This is a genomic window from Bdellovibrionales bacterium, assembly GCA_018266295.1.
Classification (GTDB): domain Bacteria; phylum Bdellovibrionota; class Bdellovibrionia; order Bdellovibrionales; family Bdellovibrionaceae; genus JACMRP01.
Window position 1 is genome coordinate 21,883 of the sequence record JAFEAQ010000022.1, and the last position, 15,629, is coordinate 37,511.

Annotated in this window: 21 protein-coding genes; 10 read left to right on the plus strand and 11 right to left on the minus strand. The window is 48.0% G+C overall.

The window, feature by feature from the left end:
• The first annotated feature begins 29 nt into the window (after positions 1-29).
• Positions 30-398, plus strand: a complete 369-nt coding sequence (locus tag JSU04_19585; GenBank protein ID MBS1972518.1) for a hypothetical protein — start codon at positions 30-32, stop codon at positions 396-398.
• 1 nt (position 399) lies between these two features.
• On the opposite strand, the gene JSU04_19590 is transcribed toward JSU04_19585, so the two are convergent.
• Both JSU04_19590 and lysA read right to left on the minus strand, forming a co-directional pair.
• Complete coding sequence (locus tag JSU04_19590; GenBank protein MBS1972519.1) at positions 400-1,038, minus strand: hypothetical protein; 639 nt, start codon at positions 1,036-1,038, stop codon at positions 400-402.
• Positions 1,035-2,213, minus strand: coding sequence for a diaminopimelate decarboxylase (lysA, locus tag JSU04_19595; protein MBS1972520.1), 1,179 nt, complete (start codon positions 2,211-2,213; stop codon positions 1,035-1,037). The genes JSU04_19590 and lysA overlap by 4 nt, the downstream gene beginning before the upstream one ends.
• Positions 2,214-2,311: 98 nt before the next feature.
• Between lysA and JSU04_19600 the strand changes: the two genes are divergently transcribed.
• From JSU04_19600 to JSU04_19620, 5 genes are all read left to right on the plus strand, one after another.
• Positions 2,312-2,968, plus strand: coding sequence for a succinylglutamate desuccinylase/aspartoacylase family protein (locus tag JSU04_19600; protein ID MBS1972521.1), 657 nt, complete (start codon positions 2,312-2,314; stop codon positions 2,966-2,968).
• Positions 2,969-2,972: 4 nt separating this feature from the next.
• Positions 2,973-3,800: a 2,3,4,5-tetrahydropyridine-2,6-dicarboxylate N-succinyltransferase gene (locus JSU04_19605; protein MBS1972522.1), complete on the plus strand. Its 828-nt coding sequence runs from the start codon at positions 2,973-2,975 to the stop codon at positions 3,798-3,800.
• A 9-nt stretch (positions 3,801-3,809) separates the two neighbouring features.
• On the plus strand, positions 3,810-4,229 hold the full coding sequence (locus tag JSU04_19610) for a hypothetical protein (protein ID MBS1972523.1): 420 nt from the start codon (positions 3,810-3,812) through the stop codon (positions 4,227-4,229).
• 178 nt (positions 4,230-4,407) lie between these two features.
• Positions 4,408-4,836 carry a hypothetical protein gene (locus JSU04_19615; GenBank protein MBS1972524.1) on the plus strand — a complete coding sequence of 143 codons (429 nt, stop codon included), beginning with the start codon at positions 4,408-4,410 and terminating at the stop codon, positions 4,834-4,836.
• Positions 4,837-4,924: 88 nt separating this feature from the next.
• Positions 4,925-5,275: a hypothetical protein gene (locus JSU04_19620; GenBank protein ID MBS1972525.1), complete on the plus strand. Its 351-nt coding sequence runs from the start codon at positions 4,925-4,927 to the stop codon at positions 5,273-5,275.
• Here the strand turns inward: JSU04_19620 and JSU04_19625 are convergent.
• On the minus strand, positions 5,272-6,516 hold the full coding sequence (locus JSU04_19625; protein ID MBS1972526.1) for an FtsX-like permease family protein: 1,245 nt from the start codon (positions 6,514-6,516) through the stop codon (positions 5,272-5,274). The genes JSU04_19620 and JSU04_19625 overlap by 4 nt on opposite strands.
• 219 nt (positions 6,517-6,735) lie before the next feature.
• Here JSU04_19625 and JSU04_19630 point away from each other — a divergent pair, with 219 nt between their 5' ends.
• Both JSU04_19630 and JSU04_19635 read left to right on the plus strand, forming a co-directional pair.
• A complete protein-coding gene (locus tag JSU04_19630; GenBank protein MBS1972527.1) occupies positions 6,736-7,074 on the plus strand; it encodes a hypothetical protein in 339 nt (112 codons plus the stop codon).
• Between the two features lie 720 nt (positions 7,075-7,794).
• A complete protein-coding gene (locus tag JSU04_19635; GenBank protein MBS1972528.1) occupies positions 7,795-8,448 on the plus strand; it encodes a hypothetical protein in 654 nt (217 codons plus the stop codon).
• Positions 8,449-8,528: 80 nt separating this feature from the next.
• On the opposite strand, the gene JSU04_19640 is transcribed toward JSU04_19635, so the two are convergent.
• Genes JSU04_19640 through JSU04_19665 form a run of 6 tightly spaced genes read right to left on the minus strand, consistent with a single transcriptional unit; the run spans position 8,529 to position 12,635 of the window.
• Positions 8,529-9,524, minus strand: a complete 996-nt coding sequence (locus tag JSU04_19640) for an MCE family protein (protein MBS1972529.1) — start codon at positions 9,522-9,524, stop codon at positions 8,529-8,531.
• Positions 9,521-10,252, minus strand: coding sequence for an ATP-binding cassette domain-containing protein (locus tag JSU04_19645; GenBank protein ID MBS1972530.1), 732 nt, complete (start codon positions 10,250-10,252; stop codon positions 9,521-9,523). The genes JSU04_19640 and JSU04_19645 overlap by 4 nt, the downstream gene beginning before the upstream one ends.
• Positions 10,253-11,089 (minus strand): ABC transporter permease, encoded by an 837-nt coding sequence (locus tag JSU04_19650; protein MBS1972531.1) that lies wholly within the window; start codon positions 11,087-11,089, stop codon positions 10,253-10,255.
• A 48-nt stretch (positions 11,090-11,137) separates the two neighbouring features.
• Complete coding sequence (locus tag JSU04_19655; protein MBS1972532.1) at positions 11,138-11,728, minus strand: YdcF family protein; 591 nt, start codon at positions 11,726-11,728, stop codon at positions 11,138-11,140.
• Positions 11,729-11,740: 12 nt separating this feature from the next.
• Entirely contained in the window at positions 11,741-12,118 is a 378-nt protein-coding gene (locus JSU04_19660) for a RidA family protein (GenBank protein ID MBS1972533.1), read from the minus strand.
• Between the two features lie 25 nt (positions 12,119-12,143).
• Entirely contained in the window at positions 12,144-12,635 is a 492-nt protein-coding gene (locus JSU04_19665) for an organic solvent tolerance protein (GenBank protein ID MBS1972534.1), read from the minus strand.
• A gap of 309 nt (positions 12,636-12,944) precedes the next feature.
• On the opposite strand from JSU04_19665, the gene JSU04_19670 reads away from it, so the two are divergent.
• Both JSU04_19670 and JSU04_19675 read left to right on the plus strand, forming a co-directional pair.
• Positions 12,945-13,406 carry a hypothetical protein gene (locus tag JSU04_19670; GenBank protein MBS1972535.1) on the plus strand — a complete coding sequence of 154 codons (462 nt, stop codon included), beginning with the start codon at positions 12,945-12,947 and terminating at the stop codon, positions 13,404-13,406.
• An 11-nt stretch (positions 13,407-13,417) separates the two neighbouring features.
• Complete coding sequence (locus JSU04_19675; protein ID MBS1972536.1) at positions 13,418-13,801, plus strand: hypothetical protein; 384 nt, start codon at positions 13,418-13,420, stop codon at positions 13,799-13,801.
• A 59-nt stretch (positions 13,802-13,860) separates the two neighbouring features.
• Here JSU04_19675 and JSU04_19680 read toward each other — a convergent pair whose 3' ends face one another.
• On the minus strand, positions 13,861-14,517 hold the full coding sequence (locus tag JSU04_19680; protein MBS1972537.1) for an oxidoreductase: 657 nt from the start codon (positions 14,515-14,517) through the stop codon (positions 13,861-13,863).
• 40 nt (positions 14,518-14,557) lie between these two features.
• Positions 14,558-15,427: a LysR family transcriptional regulator gene (locus JSU04_19685; protein MBS1972538.1), complete on the minus strand. Its 870-nt coding sequence runs from the start codon at positions 15,425-15,427 to the stop codon at positions 14,558-14,560.
• Between the last annotated feature and the right edge of the window lie 202 nt (positions 15,428-15,629).

The following is a 15,629-nucleotide window of genomic DNA, read 5'->3' on the forward strand; positions in this document are numbered from 1 at the left end:
GACGATCAAGATTGCAATCGGAGAGCGCGATGGAAAACGAGACTACAACGAGCCATGAAAAGACAGCGCACGAAACAAAAGGCGTGACGGTACAACTTCTCAAATCAATGGATCTCGGCCTTGAAATTCCCGGCATGGAGGGACATGAACTACGCATGCGACTCGTAACGATGGAACCCGGAGCTATTTTTGGCCCAGCTCATGACCATAAAGAAAGACCTGGCCTCGTTTATATTCTGCAAGGAACGATCACAGATTTTAGAAATGGTATCGCAACGGAATACGGTCCCGGTTTAGGTTGGCCCGAAGACCATAACACTTTTCACTGGCTTGAAAACCGCGGCAGGGTGCCTGCGATCGAAGTCTCTGTCGACATCATAAAAAGACAGCTGAAGTAAACTACTTCATAAAAAAGTCATAGCGATAGCCATAACCACCATGCCCATCGCACTTGTAAAGACCTCGGATCATCCGCATATCAACGACCGGCAGGTATTCCTGGCGAATGGGGATGCGCATCTGGCCGTTCCAGTCACCGCTTTCAGCAAAGTACTTATCTGAGAGCTGAAATGGCATGCCAAAAAGTGTTTTTGAAACCAACCCCACCAAAGATTGCAGGCGTTTTCCCAAAGCCGCTTGATCTAAGTTTTCAAGCTTCACGTTGCAGTTCTGAGTGATCAGCGTAATTTGGTCGACGGTCTTTTGGTCTTTGTAAAAAACCTGTACGTGAGACCAAATCCATTCTTTGCTTTGATCTGTCTGTGGCTTATCCGTCGGCAATTGCAAGTTAAACTCAGTCCCCGTTTTTGGAAACGGCTGCGTCTTTGCGCCCTCTATAGCAATCGTCTGAAGCTTTGCATAGATCTCTTCGGGAGTGTGGTCACCCGGCGCTTTAAAAAGGCCTGGCTTCATCGAGGCCTCCGTTGCCGCCGCGATCTCGCCGTCAGAACCACGTCCCGCTTCGGTTGCATTTTGAGGTTCTGTTCCTAACCCTGCACAACCGAGGATCAAAAAGCAAAGCGCCAGTAAATATCTCACAGCACCACCTCGGCCGGTGGATCTTGCAAGTTGTAATCAGATCTCATGACAAAGCCATAAGCACCGACATCGGCAATCACGACAAAGTCGCCCTCTTGAATTTCTGGCAATGTACGATCGGTGGCAAGGAAGTCGCCGGATTCACAGATGGGCCCTACGACATCGTATTTTTTTGCAACCCCCTGGCCTTCTTTCAAAGTCCAAACGCGGTGATGAGCTCCGTAGAGCGTCGGACGCATGAGGTGATGCATGCCTGTATCGACAATAATGAAATTCTTAACTGAGGTTTGCTTTAAATACTGCACTTGCGTCACCAGCACCCCTGCGTGCGCCACAAGCCAACGGCCTGGTTCGGTTTGGATTTTGGCTTTCAGGCCCTTGAGCACATCAAAGACAATCGCCGAATAGTCGCTCAAAAGCTTTTCTTCAGCTTCAAGCTCCTGCTCTTCGTAATAGATTCCAAGACCGCCACCGATATCAAAGGTATCGACGGAAGGAAATTCTTTTTGTAGCTCCTCATAGACCGGGCGAAGCAATTGCAAAGCATCTCTGAATCCCGATAGATTGTGCATCTGTGAGCCCAAGTGCAAACTCACCCCACGGAAGTCGACGAAGTCGGTGTTCCCGTGCAAAATTTCTTTCAGCTGTGGCAGATCCGTCAGCGCCATGCCAAATTTATTATTATGCAAACCGGTTGCGATATACGGATGGGTCTCAATGCTCACGTCAGGATTTAAGCGGAATACCACGCGGGCTTTTTTCTTCATCTCGCGGGCAATGGTGGCGATCCGGCGCAGCTCAGAAATACTTTCGACGTTGATTTGGCGGATGTCGATCTCAAGCGCTTGTCGGACCTCTTTGACAGTCTTTCCCACGCCACTATAGATCATTTCACCGGCCTTAAACCCCGCCCCCATCGCGGTGCGGATTTCTCCGCCACTGACCACGTCAGCACCAATTCCCATTTTGTGAAGGCAGCGTAAAACCTGAGGATGAAAATTGGCTTTCATCGCGTAATAAACCTGCACACCCGGCAGAGCTTTTTGCAACAGGCTTACGCGCTCTTTCAGAATGTCGAGATCATAGGCGTAAACAGGTTTTTCGTAGTTCTTCGTGAGGGATTCCAGCGATTTTTTTTGGGGGCCTAGCACCAATTTGTGATTCTCGTATTGCAAATACAACTTCGCTTTTGACATCTCTCACCCTCATGAGGTTCTATAAGGGCCTTGATTTTAGGCCCTGATTTTTAAGCTTAACGGGAGGGTGACATCGTATGCAAACATCTGTTTTTGGATATAGCTCTTTGGGACTACCCATCATAGCTTATGAATTCCGCAATTCGGGTCCCGAAGTTTTAATCCTCGGAGGCGTTCACGGCGATGAGGTCGAAGGCGTTTTGGCCGCTCAAGCTCTGCTCCACCGGTTTATGACCTCATTTCCCTATCATTTGAACCTGGTTTTGGTGCCGCAATTCAATATCGAGGGAGTTTTAAACAAAACCCGCGGCAATGCGCGCGGAGTCGACCTCAACCGCAACCTGTCCACCAAGGACTGGTCGCCTGAAGTAAAAACTCCAAGATACCATCCGGGGCCGGCCGCCGGCAGTGAGCCTGAAAATCAGGCTCTCATGAAATACATCAATGAGAAAAAACCAAAGTGGATTTTATCACTGCACTCTTGGCACCCTGTTTTGAACGTCAACGGCGATTGCCGGGCTGAGGCTGAAGTTTTGGCAAAACACACAGGTTACAAGATCGACGACGATATTGGCTACCCGACGCCGGGTTGCTTGGGCACCTATGCGGGACTTGAGCGCCAGTCGCCGACACTGACCTATGAAATTCAACGTGGTCAGGATCACGCCGAGATTTTAAAAATCCACGTGCCTGCGATTTTAGAAGCTCTGAAAGAAACTGAGAAAAGGAAATAAAAAAATGTCACTAGCCATCTCCATCCAATCTATCTGGGACGAAGCTCAAGCTGGAGTAAAGATCGACGATCTTTCTGCTGAAAAGAAAAACGCGATCGAGCAAACCATCGCAGGTCTTGATAGCGGCACCTTGCGTGTGTGCGAAAAAGGAGCAAACGGCTGGATCACGAATGAGTGGATCAAAAAAGGGATTTTGCTTTATTTCCGTTTGATGAAAATGTCTTTAATGAAGGCCGGCGATTTTAATTACTTTGATAAAATCCCCGTGAAGCACTGGACTGGCAACGAAGGCGTTCGCGCGGTTCCGCATGCAATTGCTCGCCGTGGTTGTTTTATTGAAAGCGGCGCGATCTTGATGCCATCTTATGTAAACATCGGCGCCTTCGTGGGCTCTGGCACGATGGTGGACACATGGGCGACGGTTGGCAGCTGTGCGCAGATTGGTAAAAACGTGCACTTGTCTGGCGGTGTCGGTATCGGCGGCGTGCTTGAGCCGATTCAGGCTTCTCCGGTCATCGTTGAGGATAATGCTTTCATTGGCAGCCGTTGTATTGTCGTGGAAGGAGCTGTGATCGAAGAAGGTGCGGTTCTCGGTGCTGGTGTGACAATCACGGCTTCAACCAAGATCATCGACGTGACGGGCTCTCAAGAAAAAATCTATAACGGCCGCGTTCCGAAGAACTCGGTGGTGATTCCAGGGACTGTGATGAAGAAGTTCCCGGCGGGCGAATACGGCACTCCGTGTGCGCTCATCATCGGTCAACGCAAACCAAGTACGGACTTGAAGACGTCACTGACAGACGCACTTCGCGACTTCCAGGTTTCGGTTTAGGAACTCACTGTGCACACCATGCATGGCAGTTGCTACTGCGGAAACATCACCTTCACTGCGGGGCTCACGGCCCCGGCGGAGTCTTTCGAGCCCCGCGCCTGTGACTGTGATTTCTGCACCAAGCACGGCGCTGCCTGGGTGACCGACGCCCAAGGCACGCTCGAGATTTCTGTTCGTGACGGAAGCACGCTCGGAAAATTCCGCCAAGGAAGTGAATCCGCGGATTTTCTTTCTTGCACGAAATGCTCTGTTCTTTGCGCTGTCGTTTACAATGAAAACGGCGTGAATTACGGTGCGATCAATAGTCGTGCCGTGAACCAAGTATCGTTTCCACCGGCAAAAACCGTTTCACCTAAAAAACTTCCAAACCTAGAAAAAATCGCCCGTTGGAAAGAGATCTGGTTTAAAAACGTTCGTATTACTTTTTAGCATGCTTACTTCAAAAACTGTTCGGATATGTTCGGCTGAGGGATCTTCATTGAGAATCTCATCGCCTCGTTCTCATCGTGAGAACAAAATATATCCCCGTTTTATAAACTAGCCTTGTTGAGTTTTTCCACCAACCGATAAAATCAAGAGTAATGGACGAAACCATCAAGGAGAAAATATGAAACCTATCGTAATACTTGGCGCCCTACTAATGTGTGTTTCCGCATTCGCTTCGACACTGAATAAAAGCCGCCTTCCCGCCAATGTCAACTCAGTCGCCATTCAGTGCTCGACGCCCAAAGGCTTCGCGGGACTTTCCGCCAACGTTTCCGGAAGTTTGAAATTGTCACCGATGCCAAATGGTGCCGCAAAAGCAACTGGCAAGTTAAAGATCTCCCTTATGAACCCACGCAACCCCTGGAGTGAAGAAAAAATGGTGTTGGGTCAGTACGACGACCTCACAAGTGTCGGCAGTGACCGCTACTTCCACGGCGGCGCGACTGTCAAGGATGCCAACGACATCATGGAGATTTTCGTAAACTTCACCCGCGGCGGCTTAAGCTTTGTCGAGTATGACGGTACGAACTACAAAATGGATTGCAAATAAATATAAAGATCTCTTTTCATCGTTCCCACGCAAGGGATAGATACATTATAGTTTGACCACCTCAGGGCTGACCCGCCAAAATAACAGAATGAAATTTATTTTGGCCCTGGCCCACTTTCTTTTTTCGACATCCATTTTCGCCGCCGCAAAAGGTGACGACTTCAAAGAGAAATACCTCTTTACTCACCTGCCGAAAGCAAAAGCTCATCCATCAAAGGATGAGGTCTCGAAGTGTTTCAAATTCAATAAGCCCTCGAAAGAGGTTCTACAAAGCTATCAGTCCTGCCGTAAAGATCCAAAGCTTCCGGCTCCGCTAGATGAAGCCATGGGCACGTGCGTGCGTAAAGATGGCGCCAATGCGTATTTCTTTGAAGACATGCAAGAGTGCAATGCAGCTCGTGATGAGCTGGTTGAAGCACTTGCCGACAAAGAAAACTAGTTTTTAATTCTGAGCGCTTGAGCGGGCTCGATCTCACTGGAAGTGCGCGCCGGGTACCAGGCACCGCCTAAGCAAACAAAGAAGCCGACAATGAGGACTCCCCAGATGAGCCATGGATCGACCAAGGCCGGAATCTGAGAGTCATAGTAAATATCCGGCAGAATGTTCACCGGATTTTTTTCGATATAGTAACTAATCCCCGTGCCGAGGACCAGTCCCGGAATCAAACCAAACGCCGCAAGCATCATCCCCATTTGAGTAAAGATCTTCACTGTGCGCTGATTTGATAAACCAAGAGTTTTGAGGATCGCAATATCGCGTTTCTTTTGCGACATCAGAAGGGCTAAGACCGACAAGATGGAACTTGCCGCGATCAAACCCGCGAGCCCCAGGAACACGCCGATAATAATTTTCTCGAGGCGCAACGCAAAGAACAAAACGGAGTTTCGGTCCATCCAGGTCTCAGCAATCACGTCGGAAAATTTTTCGACCTCTTTTTTGAGGTCGTTCAAGTTCTTGCCTTCCGGAGTCCACACTTCGATACCGACTTTGCGGCTCGCAGCTCCCGCCAACGTGTTGAGCGTCATGTTTCTTTGGTAAAACACAAACTGCGAATCAAGATCCGCCAGGTTCGTTGAAATGATTTTACTGACGCGAACTTTTTCAAACTTCGGAGATTCTCCCGGAGGCAGCAACAGGCCTTCGGGCGGCACGACCGTCAGGAAGTCGCCCTCAAATACGCCGAGGGAGCGTGCCAGGTCCACACCGACAACGACTTCGCCTTTGCCGGGAAGCTCTTCGGGTCTCCAAAATTGAACATTGTCGTGGCGTTTTTTCTCTTCCATCTGGTGGATTTGCTCGACCATGAACTTCAAGCTCTCGGCACTGACTCCGCGGGCGATAGCACCATGGAACTGCCCATCCATCGTGCGCAAAATCACGTCCTGAGTTTCATAGACATAGGCTTTATTCAGAGGGTTTTCTTTGAGGCGCTGAAAAACCGGGTGGAGCTCAAGAGTCGATCCACGGTTCACACCGTTCACTGTGACATAGAGATGCGGTTCGAGCGCAAGGATGCGTTTATGGATGCTCGCATTCATGCCATTCATAACAAATAGAACGACAAGGAAGGCGGTCACACTGAGAGCAATAGCTCCCACAGAGAGCCACGCGAGGCGTTTTACCAGCGCTCCCGCACGTTTTGAGAAGATAAAATGACTGAAGAAATCCCGAACGAGCATCGCTCTTATTCTGAAGTCAAAGAGGGGTCTTTTCAACTAAAGTGAAACGACCGCCCGCGCTAATCGGGTGCAAGGCAGGCGTTTTTCCGCCCCTGACTGACTTTTTGACGTTCTCAAGCTTGTGCCCCCTGGTTTATGTGCCTTTTATGGTGGCACAGGCTGTGCTTTAGAGTTTCCCGAACTAAACATAAATACAACCCCTCTTTAAGGAGAGACCCCATGAAAAAAATCGTAATGACAATGGCCCTTGTTCTTTCAGCTTCTTCTGCATTTGCGGACCAGTGTGCGTACATCACAAAAGATCAAGCAGCTAAAGCGGTTACGACATTGTTGAACGCTCAGAAGATCCAATCGCTTTGTGAGCCTTGCGGTGAAGTACGCGCAACGAGCGTAAAATCAGTGAACACGATCGCCATCAGATCTACAGGCGTTGATAACACCGTAGAAATCACCCTTGATGGCAAAGGTATCGACCTTGCTTACACATACGTCAACGGTGTGAACTTGGCATTGACATCTTCATGCCCAGCCGAAGGCGTAAGACCTTCAATCAAATAATCTGTTTTTGCGGACACCCAAAAAAGGGACTGAGCAATCAGTCCCTTTTTTTTGGCAAGAATGAAGCTCCCCCCAGAGGCATGCCGACGGCCGCTGAAACACCTCAGCCCTTCGCAGAGTTCCGCCGACCTCCAAAAACAGCACCAGAATCTCACCGAGCCTCGCCTAACGGCTCCCAACGAACCTTCCCCTGATCAGACCGAATAATAGCAACCCACGTCTTTGAAGTACGCCACCTCGGCACGCAAGGAATGAATCCCAAACCAACCTCATATCAAACCAATAAGATCTCATCCGGAAAAGCGACCTGGTACCTTTTCACCGATCCCAAAAATATGCAAATTGCCCCCACAGAACCTGACACCTCTCCCCTCCAAAAATATTTGAATCACCTCCCCCACATACCTCACCTGGCCGACCACGATGGTCGGACAGCCCCGTTCTCACGGACGGATGGCCCACGCGAAGTAAGCGACTGGGCGAGCACGCAAGTCTCATCGCACATCACGGAAAAATTGAAACTCTCACCAGGTTTCTTAAAGAGCTTATGAGTTCAAATAATCACGTAGATAGAAGAAAGAAATATAATAGAGAAATAGAAGAAAGATATAGAAAATAGAAAGAAGAGAGAGAGGTAGAAACCTTAAATCTTCTTATAAATCATTTACTTAACACTAATTCTATTGACCAACTATAAGCAAATAATTATATTGCCCTCGAATGAAGAAATCCTCCTCTCCACTTTTTGATTATCATGACTCTGGTACTACAAAACGTAAGTACGGAAGAACCACTCATGGGGGAGTTGAATCAAAAGGAAGAAGAAAAGAGTATCGACCACTTTCAGAAAAGAAATGGATCCATCTCACACTAAAATCTTCTAAAGCAAAAGGCCCATGGAGCTTCCTAACTCCAAAGAACCAACAAATCATCCGCGAGATCCTTAAATCCAAATCAAAAAAATGGGGCGTACAAATCGCTGAAGTCATCAACGTCGGTAATCACCTTCACATTAAGCTTAAATTTAAATACCGCGAGGGCTTTCAAAACTTCCTAAGATCCGTAACAGCACTCATCGCAAGAAAAATCACCAACGCTCGCCGTGGGTATAAGATTACAGGTCAGCAAATCTCAGCTCAAACAAACTCAATGCAAGGTAAAGCCAATAAAGCGGCAAACAAAACCCCATCAGAAAACAAGTTCTGGCAGGGCCTCGCCTTCACTCGCGTGATCAAAACCCGCATCGAAGAACTTCAGCTCCGTGGCTACTTCAAAGCCAACCGCCTTCAAGCCGCCAAAGGCCAGAAAGCCCGCGAGGAGTACTTACAGAAATTCAACGACTGGATCACCCGAATGCGGCAAGGGACTGCGTAAGCGCCGAGGCCGTGTGGGAGGCGAGGCGGACGGAGGCCGCCGGCGATTCGTGGGGGTGCGAGCTTCGGGGCTCGCTCCTATTATTTCGTTGGTTCAGGTGAAGCTGGCTTGCGATTTTTTGCGGCTTCTTTGGCTGCTGTGGCCGCTTCTTCTTCGCGGACTTCTTGGACACTGCCGCGGATAAACATGCTCTTCTGCATGGCTTTTAACATCACCACAGTCTCATTCAAGGCTTCCACGGCGCGCTTCGTGGCCTGTGGCAGCTCCGGTCCTACGGCATTCAGCGCCGGGCCCAGTACACGGAAGTCTTTGGTCAGACCCGCCAAATTTTTGCTCATCTCCGCGACGTCCTTCGCAAGCTCAGGATTTGCGCGGTTCAGTTCTGGCAAGATATTGTTGAGCTCTTGCGTTGTCACTGCCAAGTTGCTCACCACGTTTTGCAAGTTACCCTTGTAAGTCGCCTGACGGCTCAACTTCGTCATCTCATTGGCCATAATTTCGATATTTGCCAACAGCGGATCCAAACGGTCAAAAATACGCACCAATGATTGCGTACGATCTTTGCTCGTCAGAGCCTCCACCATGTGAGCCAAGTTTTCCAAAGTCGTGCTGAGCTTTGCCAAGTTGCTGCCCAGGGCCTTTCCGCTCAACAAGGTCATGATATCCATCGTCTCAGCCGATGCCAAAGACTGATGCTGAGGCATCTCCGGAGAAAGCTCCGAGCCCACCGTCACTTCAAGGACACGGTCGCCGATGATGAAAGGACGAATCAACGACGCCATACTGTCACGACGGATGCGCGGCTGGAATTTATCCAACACATAGAAACTCACTTTGATCTTATTGTCTGCTTGAAGCTCCACATCTTCAACGGCGCCGGCACGAAGACCCGCCATCTGCACGATGGTGCCTGGATGAACCCCGTCAGCGACTTCAAACGTTGTTGAATAGTAACTCTTCGTTGCAAACCAGCCCTGTTTAACCGCAACACTGACGGCTGTGAGGAGAACTCCGCCGACTGCTGCCAGAACAAACGCACCGGCCACTCGTTCATATTTATTGAACTTGTGCTTCATAGGTGAACTACCTTCTTCTCGTGATCCACTGTCTGCTGATAGATCTGTCCGTCATCGATATGGATAATTTGATAGTTAAAAAGACTCATATACTTTTCATCGTAAGAACTCATAAAGATATGCTTCGCAAAGCCGTCTTTACGCATTTGATGGATATAGTCCACAAAAGTGTACAGTGTATCTTGACCAAGCCCCACCGAGGGATCATCCATCACGAGAACTTGTGGTTGCATCACCAAAGCGCGTAGCAAACACGCCAGTTTTCGGACTCGGCCCGGAATATGCGCCGGTCTTTCGTTTGCAAATTTACCGATGTCGAATGTTTTAATGATCGACTCAACACGGGCTTTAGCTTCTTTCATTGGGATGAGTTTATGATACGCCAGTGGCAGCATTAAATTATCATACACCGTTTGATTACTAATCAATCCGCCGTAATCAAACGTGTAGCCGATCGCCAAACGATAAGGCAGAAATTCCTCAAACGACATCTCAAGAACGTTTTGATCGTTGATATAGAAAAAACCCGACTGCGGCACAAGCAGACCTGCAAGAACTTGCAAAAGACTCGACTTCCCCTGCCCTTCGGTGCCTTTCACCCAAACAACTTCATTCATTGGAAATTCAAAATCCGCATTTTGCAAAAGCGGAGACTGTCCCTCATGAGCAAAGGTCACATGTTCAAACTTAATAGTATCAATTTTTCCAATGCGATCTTGCTTATCCATTTAGACAACTCCTAGGCTCTGCAACTGGTTCAAATAGAACAACGTCGTGACCGTGAGATTGAAAACAATCACGTAGATCACGCTATTGACCACAGCTTGTGTGGTGACTTGTGGCACTTCATGAGGACTTTTCTTCACCGAAAGACCTTGATAACAGGAAACAACGAAAATAATCATTCCGCTAAAACTGTTCTTCGCAAAGAAAATCAAAACGTCTTCCTTCGCGAAAGCTCTCATGAGTGAATCCATATAGAAAGAAAACGGCATATCTTGCATAAACTTGGTGATAAAAAAACCACCTATCAAAGCCAATACGTTAAAGTAAAAGGCCAGACACACCACACTGATCACGCCGCCCAACACGCGGGGGAAAACAATGTAGCTCAGAGGATTAATTCCAAGACTTTCAAGAGCCTCAATTTCGCGATTGGCGCGCATATTGCCGATTTCACTGGCGACGGCTGTTCCTGAACGGGCAATCACCACCAGAGCAACAAGCAAAGGGCCTGCTTCACGCATCACCACAGCGATCAGGAAGTTTCCGATCATCTGTGTACCGCCAAGCAAACTTAAATTCGTCATGGACTGAAGAACGACCACACTGCCCGTGGCTAGTGCCATCACAGAAACCAGCGGCAAAGCCTGCCAGCCAGTGAAATAGATTTGTGCCGAGATCACGCTGACGATGGTGCGAAAGCCTTGAGCTTGATCAAGAACGGCCGCTCTCATTGACAGGTATACCATCAACAAGACACGCAAAGTATATTCAATATTTTTTGTTACGAACTGCCCGAGAGCGCACACTCTGGCATCGATCGCTGCCCATAAACTTCCCATGTTTTTTTATCGGATTTGCCACTAAAAAAACACACGGACCTAGGTCCTTTAGTAGGCCCACAGCGAATAAAAAAGTGATTTTAGTGCTTCAAAACCTGCTTCGACAAAACCGACCTCATATCGACCTGCAACAACAGCGTGTTTAAAGATCTCAATATTCTCCGGGAACGCCCCTCTAAAGGTCTTGTAAGAGCGATGCATGTGAAGCCGAGACGTGACCAAAATGATATCGCGGCAGCGAAGAGCTTCAACGATACTCAAACTCTGCTGAGCATTTCCATAGGTGGTTTCAGAGCGTTTCTCGATGACGACGTCGTCTTCTTTGAGGTTTCCGTAGAAGCTCCACACCGGCATGATTTCACGCAGCCGCGAGTTTGGATTCACACCCGAGATAATTAATTTTTTAACGTTTTGATTTGCGAGGAGATCAAAGCCCTCGCGGACCCTGCCCGCGCCGCCCGTCAGTACGACGGCACAGTCGGCATTTTGAGATTTCGTCCAATTCACCACCGGTTCGTCGATGACGTCGCGGTATTCAGCACTGAAACGAAAGACCACCGCCAGAGCGAGAATGAGCAAGGCCCAAAAAGTTCTTTTACGAAAAAAAGATTTGGGCTTTGGGGCTTCCGGCGGCTGCATAGAAAGAACCTACTAGCGATGAGCCAAGACTTCGATTTCTACGTTCACACCTTTTGGCAACGCTGCCACAGCTACAGTTGAACGAGCCGGTGGGTTTGTCGCAAAAGATTTGCCGTAGATTTCATTCACAGTCGCGAAATCAGACATGTTCGTCAAAAAGATCGTCGTCTTTACAACGTTGCTGAAGTTCATGTCAGCGGCTTTCAAAACGCCTTCGATGTTTTTGATAACCATCTCAGTTTGAGTTTTGATATCGCCAGTGAAAACTTCATTTGTTTTTGGATCGATAGGAATCTGACCAGAGCAGAACAAGAAAGAATCCATGAGAACTGCTTGAGAGTAAGGGCCGATCGCTTTAGGAGCACTGTCTGTAGAAATAATTTTTTTCATGTTTCAAATCCTCTTAGAAAAACTTTTAGAAATAGAAAGTCACAGCCGCTTGCATAGGTGTGTCGCCGACAGTTCTGAAGCGAACGTCTTTCAAAGACACAACGCCCACGCCCCCTTGGAAACTCAAGCTCAAGTTCTCAAGACCAGCGAAGAAGAACTCCGCTCCGAAAAGACCGCTCAAGTAGAATCCGGACTGCTTATCGCCCGATACTTCACGGTTGATCAAACCGAGTTCGCCACCCATGGTGAAGTTCAGGTTGTCTTCTTTGAAAACGATCCGACGAACGCCGCCGCTCAAAGCAAAGCGCGAGTTGTCTTTTTCAGTGTCGATTGCCAAACCGCCGGTCAAACCGATCTCTGTCGTTGGCCAATAGTTCACAGACAAAGCTGGAATGTTGATAGAAGTATCGTTTTTCACACCGATACCGAGGCGGTTCACAAGTTCCTTCGCTGAAGCAACATTGGCAAACGCAGTCAAACCCACGAAAATGCTTAGAATAGCAGCTGAAAAGCGCATAAGTTTCTCCTTAAACAGCTGCATATTAAAGTCGACAATCATGCGAAAATTCAAGCGTAATCAAAATATGCCCAAAAAATGGGCCCTATTTGAGAAATACCGAGTCATGCGACACTTAAAAGCGCGTTATTCATCATCCAGGGATATTCGTAAAAGCGTCAGGCCCTGCAACCCAGGGCCTTTTTTATTTCTGCAAGTGCTTGATTCTAGGGGCTTATCTTCGTCAGCCAGCTTCAGTGGGAGTTTTTGCCAGATCCTTTATTATTCCTTTCATCGGTAACGATAACAAACCAAACCAAGGAATATAAAATGAAACTCTTAACAACACTCATGACAGCAGTTCTTATGACGATGGCTCTGACGGCTCAAGCACAAACTCAGCAAACATCTCTCCCAGAATTAAAGGAAGTTCCAGAAGCTCTGCGCTTCAATATGGAGCAAGCGGTCTTCGAGCAAATCAAAAAGCAAGGCATCGAATGCCAAACTCCAAAAAACTTCATGCAGCCACAAATGTACTCTGGTCAAAAACGCTTCTACGCTGCTGAGTCTGCTGACAGTTTGACTATCATCATTGCTCACCTCTACAGCGGCCGATCTTATAACTTCGCAATCCACACGGCGGCAGATAAAAAGACGATCATCGCAATGGAAGCCTACGAATTGAAAAACACTTACCACAACAACGGAACTTTGACGAACCCACAGCCTTCTTACGATTATGATATGGTTCCAGGCTCTGTTGTCTCTTGCAAAATCACTTCAATGAAATAATGGACTCGAAAATGAAACTTTTAACAACACTCCTAATTTTACTATCAGCGACTTTCGCCCATGCCGGCACAGTGACCATGAGCGAACAAACTGTAAGAAAAATTGTTTTCACTACGGACGAGAATAAACAAGTCATCAAGCTTCGTCTTAAGAAAACACTGACGATAGCCAGCTGCAATGAATATGAATTAAGAGCGCTCTTTACAAAGACGGAGCGTGATCCCTATATTACAGTGGTTTACTTCGCTGTTAGCGTCACAGAAAACTACTGTCCGACAGAGCCAAAGACCGTGACTATCTACTCGGACGTTTATGAAATGACGCTTTCACAGTGGATCGGTCATGGAAACATTCTCTTGATCCCAAACGGCGTTGAATTAGAATTCGTCCATTAATAAAAAACACTCGGAAACTCACACACCTCAGCGGCCCTTGGAAACAAGGGCCTTGTTTTTTACTGAACGAGATCCTTCATTTCTTGCCATCGATAGATCTTTACTTTGTCCGTGGGATTCTTTGCAGCTCGGATCATGGCCTTTGCAACATCACGAACATCAATGCCTCTGTAGCGTTTCCAATGCCCGCCAAGCAGCGGATTGAGCTTTGGCCAAACTCTCATAAAGATTTTTTCCATGGGACGATGCTCTTTGCGGTTCCCCATCAACATCGACGGCTGAAAAATTTCGGTGTGCGGATAACCGAGGGCAATGATATCCCGCTCGGCCTCCCCTTTGGTGCGCGTATAGAAAATGCTGGAGTTCACATCAGCACCTACCGCCGAGACAAAGTTTACGCACTTGGCACCATTTTCACGGGCAATATAGGCAGCCTCAACCGGATAGTCGTGATCGACTTGGTAGTATTCATGTTCATCTGGAGTGTTTTTCTTGGTGGTCCCCAAGGCGATAAACACATCGTCTGCGATCAACTCGGATTTGATATCCGGCAAGGTTTTAAGATCGCCGATCAGAACTTTCAATTTTGGATTGTTGATTTGCAGAGGTTTACGAACCACCGCGATCACTTGACTATAATCCGGGTTCGCTAATAGCAATTCTAGAAGATGTGATCCAATAAGGCCTGTGGCTCCGAAGATTAAAGCTTTTTTCATAATGCTCTCCTCGGACCCCATTAGATCACTGTTTCTACAACTAGGAAAGACTTCTTAAGCTTTTCGCAATCTGCCGATGCAGGGCTTGCTCTTTGGTATGTTGCCGCTGAACAAGGAACACGCTCTGCTTGCGATCTTTCATCGGAATCGGAGATTCGAGTTCGATCAAACGAGACTCCGGCAAAAGGTGGCGATTGTGAAGACTCACAACGAACTCTGGTAAGTACGCCACACAGAGACCCTGACGACAAAGCTCCATCGCGGACTCCATCATCGCCACACGGTACTGCACCTTACGGACGAACTTGTGATCAGGCCAGCCATCAAGACCTTGTACTTTTGAAGGCGCCCCTTCCGCCGGCATCAATGGAATAGCAAAAGGCATTTCTGTCCAGTCGATGTCTTTGAACTTTTTAAGACCGAAGATGCCCATTTTAGTTTTAGTGACTTCAATGAATTCAACTCCAGCCTTCGGAATCGGCGCGTAGGTAATGCCAATATCCACTTTATCGTCGGCGATCGCTTGCTCTAAACGGCCCGGCCCATATTCATGCAGCTCCAGCGGCCCCAGCTCTACATGCTTTGTCAGATGCCCCAAGAAGTGAGTCGTAAAAACCTCAAAGGATCCAATACGCGTTGGCGGCTTTTCATCCTCCGCCTGCTGAAGGTTCTCTGATATTTTCATCCATTGATCTAAAAGAGCTGCCGTTGAGTTCTTAAAGCGAACTCCTGCGCGAGTCAGCCTGAGTCCACGCCCCTCAGATTCAAGCAATGTGGCTCCGACTTCTTGCTGAAGCAAGCGAAGGGCCTTTGACAGAGCCGGTTGAGAGATATGCAAAACCTCTGAGGCTCTTACCAAAGAGCCGGTTTCTGCAAAGACATGAAAGTAGCGGACGCGATGTATATCCATAGGTTATGGGTATATAACTTTACCAAACTTCCTTTCAAGTAAAATCGCTTCTCAGTAAAATAAGAATGGCCTGGGAATTGTACTCTTTCTCTGCGTTCATCCGTGAGGGCATTAAGCCCCTCGTAAACGCGAACTGAGGCCTCCGCCCGTGTCCAAGCTTTGGCCACCGACGGCGGAATAGGGCCTCAAAGAGAGGAAAGAA